Source organism: Paractinoplanes abujensis (assembly GCF_014204895.1).
Taxonomy (GTDB): Bacteria; Actinomycetota; Actinomycetes; order Mycobacteriales; family Micromonosporaceae; genus Actinoplanes; species Actinoplanes abujensis.
On the sequence record NZ_JACHMF010000001.1, the window covers coordinates 129,368 to 134,485 of the forward strand.

Below are 5,118 nucleotides of genomic sequence, written 5' to 3' on the forward strand. Positions count from 1 at the left end.
TCTCCCGTGAGATTTCATCGAGTGGATCTCACCGTCGATCGTGGCCCCTGCCGCCCACCCCAGCTACCCGTAGCGTCCCCTACTCGAACTCAGGCGATGATCACCAACGCCGACAGGTGGTCGGCCCACCAGCCGAAGATCGGGGCGAGCATCCCGTACGCGTGCCGCGTGCTCAAACGCTTGCGCTGCTTCGGTTCCGGCTGCGCAACATCCGCCGTCACCGCCAGCAGGGAGTTGCCCAGCTCCAGCAGTTGTTCCCGGTTGCCGACGCCCAGTTTCCGATAGACCCGCGTCAAGTGTTGCTCCACCGTGCTGACGGTGATGAACAGGCGGTCCGCGATCTCCCGGTTGCTGTAGCCCTGGGTGGCGAGCACCGCGACCCGCTGCTCGGACTTGCTGAGCCCGCCGAAGCTCTGCTCGTCGCCCGGCCCGGCGATCTCCTCGACCTTGGCCGTCGCGGACGCGCGCGTCGGGCGCAACGCCTGGCACAGCAGCTCGGCGCCGCAGCTCTTGGCGAGCCGCCAGGCCCGCTGCGCCGTCTTGCGGGCGACCACCGTCTCACCCATCTGCTGGTAGGCGCGGCTCAGGTCGACGAGCACGGCGGCTGCCTCGTGCCAGGCGCCACCGGCCTCCAGGCAGGCGTACGCGTCGAGCAGGATCGGGGGTTGCTTCTTCGTCGGCTGCAGCCGGGCCAGGGTGTGCAGAGTCATGCCCCGCGACCGCGTCAGGCCCGACTCGGGCGCCGCGAGTTGCTTGTCGACGAGCTGCGCCGCGCGATCCCGGTCGCCCAGCCGGATCCAGGCCTCCGCCGCCCCCAGCCGCCACGGCGCCAGGGCCGGCGTGTCGACGTTCCAGCGCTGCATCAGCGTGCCGCAGCCGAGGAAGTCGTTCAACGCCATGCTGTGCTTGCCGGTCGCGAGATGGTGCCGGCCCCGCGCGTACAGGTAGTGCAGGCCGGCCCGGGTCTGGAACAGCGCCTGCGGCGGCTCCGAGGCGAGCAGCTTCACGACCTTCTCGTGATGACCCATCGCGGTCAGCGACTCGACCAGAACGGCCAACGCCGCCGCGCTGCCGACGTTCCAGGTGCGCCCGGACAGCTGCGTCCGTGCCGTCTCGGCCTGCTGCGCCGCCCGGGCCAGCTGTCCGCGCCGCAACGAGATCACCGCACCGGCGCATTCCAGCAGCCCGCGCCGACCGGCCACGTCCGGCGACAGGGAGTCGGCCGTCACCGCCTCGTACCACCTGTGGGCCATGTCCAGCTGATCCGCGTAACAGAGCGCCATCAGCGCGGCCGAATGTGCTTGCTGCTTCCACGGCTCCGGCGCCTGGCTGCCCTGCAGCACCTGCTCGGCCAGGTCGATGGCCTCCTCGTCGGCGCCGCGCTCCAGGGCGAGCGTCAGGGCGCGCAGAGCGCGCACGTCCGACGGTGACGTGGCCGGCAGGGGATTGCGGGGCAGCGGCCGGTCGGGGCGGTTGAGCAGCCCCAGGAACTCGGCCGACATGAGCAGGCGGGTGCCGTGCAACGCCGTCAGCGTGCTCTCCCGGCCGTCGTTGCCCTGGCCCTCGTTCTCCTGGTCGACGATCTCCATGGCCTCGTCGAAGTGCAGGTGGAACATCATGCCCTCGGCGACCTTCAGCGCTTCCGTGCCGCCCAGCTTGCCCGCGGTGATGGGGCTCTTGAGCCGCAGGAAATGCTGAGCCGAGTTGCCCGGCTTGAGCTGCCACTGGCCGAGGGCGTACTGCGACATCACCGACAGGCGTTCCCCCTCGTCCAGGCAGCACTCCTGGGCCAGTCGCAGGCACGTCAGGCTCCTGCTCACATCGCCGTCGAGCAGGGCCTGCCGGGCGACTTCCTGCAGCACCGGCACCACCCACTCCTCGTGCAGCGGGCTCGAGTTGAGCAGGTGCGTGGCGACAACCGGAAGGGGCGCGCCGTCCTCGTAGAGCAGGGTGGCCGCGCGGTGCCGCAGGTCGGTCACCTCGTCGTGGGGCATCTCGTGCAGCAGCGCCTGGCGCATGGCGGGGTGCCGCAGCCGCTCGTCGAGCACACCGACGCCGCTGAGCAGGCTGAGGCACCGGCGGACCAGTTCCTCGGTGAGGCCGCTGAGCCGGCTCAGCAGCAGCGGGGTGGACGCGCCGCCCAGCAGCGCAACGCACTGCGCCACCCGGACCGCCTGCGGGCCCAGCCGATGGATGCAGGCCAGCAGCACCTGCTGGAACACCGGCCCGCTGGACAGGTCCTGCTCGGCGCCGGTCTCGGGGTCCGCCGCGAGGCGCAGCTGGTGATCCTCGACCAGGGCCTCCACCAGCAGCGGGTTGCCCACGCTGAGCCGGTGCAGCTCGGCCACGAACGCGTCCGGGAGATCGGTCGTGCTCAGGCTCGCGGCCAGTTTGCGGACCCCGTCCAGGGAGAGCCGCTGCAGCTGGAAGCGCCGCACACTGGGCTGGTAGATGAGGTCGTCGAGGATGCGCGGGGCCGGCTCGTCGAGCAGCAGCGGGCCGCGGGTCATCATCAGGGTCACCGACAGCTCGGTCAGTCGCTGCGCCAGATAGCGCAGGCAATAGAGCGTCGCCTCGTCGGTGTGCTGGACGTCGTCCACGGTGATCAGCAGGTGGCGTTCCGCGGCCAGCTCGGCCACGACCCGGTGGGTGTGCCGGGCGACCGCCGCCAGGTCGTCGCGATCCGTGGCCGAGGCGAGCGGGGCGGTCTCGCCCAGCCCGTCACCGTCGGGGGTGTGCGCGTGCAACGCGTGATACAGCTGGGCCAGCCCGCTGAACGGGTGGCTGCGGTCGTGCGGCGTGTTCACCACGCTGAGCACCGTGCTGCCGGACTTCGAGGCCCGGTGGGCCAGGTGGTTGAGCACAGTGGTCTTGCCCATCGCGGTCGGCCCGCTGACCTCGGCGAAGGCGCCTCTGCCGCGAGTGGACCGATCCATCAAATCGTCGAGCTCTTCGAGCAACTTCGAGCGCTCTACTAACACTGACTTCCCCCAGTGAGTAGTCGCGGGCCATGGCGATAATTCACAGGATCCGAGACCACGTACCTCCCCCGAGGGTCATGATTGTGGTGACGCTAACGTTTTCGCACCGTCGTGGTCAAGTGCTATTAGTGCCCCGACCGCCAGATCTTGACCGAGCCTTCGGATGATCTTCAGGAAGTTGCCAGGATTCCCCTGCGGAAACTACGCCGACAGTGTGCTAGGGCTGCTGCGAGGGCGGGAAGAATGCTCCGCCGGTGCCTTCTTCGGCGAGTCGAACAAATGGTTTAACGTCCATTCCAACCGCTCTTTGGAAACAGTTTTCCGGTCGGTTCTGCGGGACGCCGTGGGCGGGGTTTCCGGGTCCCGGCGTCACCGGCGGCGGCGACTCCCGGAAGTCGGTAGTGATCCCGCCGGGTGAGAAAGCATGACCCTCCATGTCGGAATTAAAGTGATCCGTTCGCTGGGTGCGGGGGGTCCGGTCCGGTAGGCGGCTCGGTGCGGGCGGTCCCGGGGGCGGGCCTACCTGCGTCACGGTGTGTGGGTGACCGTCGGCCGGGCTCGCCGGCCGCGGTGTCCGCCGCCGCGTGTTCCGAGGGGTGCCGGCCCGATTCGTCCACGCGGTCTGCTCGCTCGGCACGCGAATGGTGCGGACGCTCCCGGGAGCCGATCAGCCTATTTTCCGCAATCGATGAGAACGGGCTCGCCCAAGGCGCAGCAGTGCGCCGCCGGGCATCGGTGCCAAGTGCCTTTCCGGCGGATCGAAACAGCTGTACCCATGTTTCTCGTCGCTGATTCGAGTCGGCAGATCGTTTCGCTGGGACATTCTCGTCGCTGCGCCGGCGGCGAAAGTGGAACGGCTGCGGTCTCCCTTTGCCCGGTCAGATAACGAGGGTCGACGCAAATGCGGTGATCCCCGGGGAAGGGGGCGGAGCATGATCAGCAAGGCATAACGGGCACGTCGGGTAATGCCGGATACACATGGCGGACAGCGCTCGATGCCGCCTGGCCGCCGAACTGATCTCGCGCCCGCCCGCCGCCGCACCTGCCGCCGTAGGGGGGATCAGGGGTTGGGGGTGGGATTCAGGGCTGCCTATCGTTCCAGCCAAAGCACTCACGGCGCGTCGACGCCCTGATGACCTGGGGTGGCTTTGCATCCACAGACTCAACCCCTGATCCCCTGACATGGCCGCTCCCAAACCTTTCGTCCCCGCGGCCAAGGGGACCGTGCCGTTCCGGCAGTACGCCACGTGGTACCGCGTCACCGGGGCTGCGGACGCCGGCCGTCCCGCTCTCGTCGTCGTGCACGGCGGACCCGGAGCCACCCACGACTACCTGCTGCCGCTGGCCGCCTTCGCCGAGCGCGGCTGGCCGGTCGTCCACTACGACCAGATCGGCAACGGTGGCTCCACCCACCTCCCCGACGCCGACCCGGGTTTCTGGACCCCCGAGCTGTTCCTCTCAGAACTCGACAACCTGCTCCGCCGGCTGGGCATCGCCGACAACTACGTCCTGTTCGGACAGTCCTGGGGCGGCATGCTGGCCGCCCGCCACGCCTCGGCCCGCCCTGCCGGGCTCCGCGGGCTGATCGTCGCCAACGCGCCGGCCTCCTATCCGTTGTGGCGCGCCGAGATGGAGGTGCTGCGGTCCCAGCTGCCGCCCGGCATCGACGCGGTCCTGCGGCGCCACGAGGCCGCCGGCACCACCGGCAGCGACGAATACCTCCAGGCGATGCAGGTGTTCTACGGCCGGCACTTCTGCCGCCTGGACCCCCTGCCCGCATTGCTGGTGGCCACCTTCATCGAGACCAACGCCGATCCGACCGTGTACCACACCATGAACGGTCCCAACGAGTTCCATGTCATCGGCAGCCTGCGCGACTGGTCCGTCATCGACGACCTGCCGCGCATCGGCGTGCCCACCCTGGTCATCTCCGGTCGACACGACGAGGCCACCCCCGTCACCGTCCGGCCGTACCAGGACCTCATCCCGGACGCCCGCTGGGAGATCTTCGAGGACTCCAGCCACGCCCCGCACTTCGAGGAGCCGCAGCGGTTCACCGAGGTGCTGGGTGCGTTTCTTGACTCCCTTGGCGCGCCCGGCGCGCAGACCACGACGCTGAACGGAGGCTGACAAGGCG

The 5,118-nt window shown here is 69.4% G+C and carries 2 protein-coding genes; one reads left to right on the top strand and one right to left on the bottom strand.

The window, feature by feature from the left end; all coding sequences use genetic code 11:
* Positions 1-89: 89 nt before the first annotated feature.
* A complete protein-coding gene (locus tag BKA14_RS44835; RefSeq protein ID WP_203722925.1) occupies positions 90-2,981 on the bottom strand; it encodes a helix-turn-helix transcriptional regulator in 2,892 nt (963 codons plus the stop codon).
* Positions 2,982-4,163: 1,182 nt separating this feature from the next.
* On the opposite strand from BKA14_RS44835, the gene BKA14_RS00565 reads away from it, so the two are divergent.
* The gene (locus tag BKA14_RS00565) at positions 4,164-5,111 is read left to right on the top strand and encodes a proline iminopeptidase-family hydrolase (RefSeq protein ID WP_184948991.1); all 948 of its coding nucleotides are present in this window, start codon (positions 4,164-4,166) and stop codon (positions 5,109-5,111) included.
* Positions 5,112-5,118 lie beyond the last annotated feature (7 nt).

Bases quoted from the DNA above. Each gene is read 5' to 3' on its own strand.
- BKA14_RS00565 (WP_184948991.1), top strand. From the start codon at position 4,164: ATGGCCGCTCCCAAACCTTTCGTCCCCGCGGCCAAGGGGACCGTGCCG.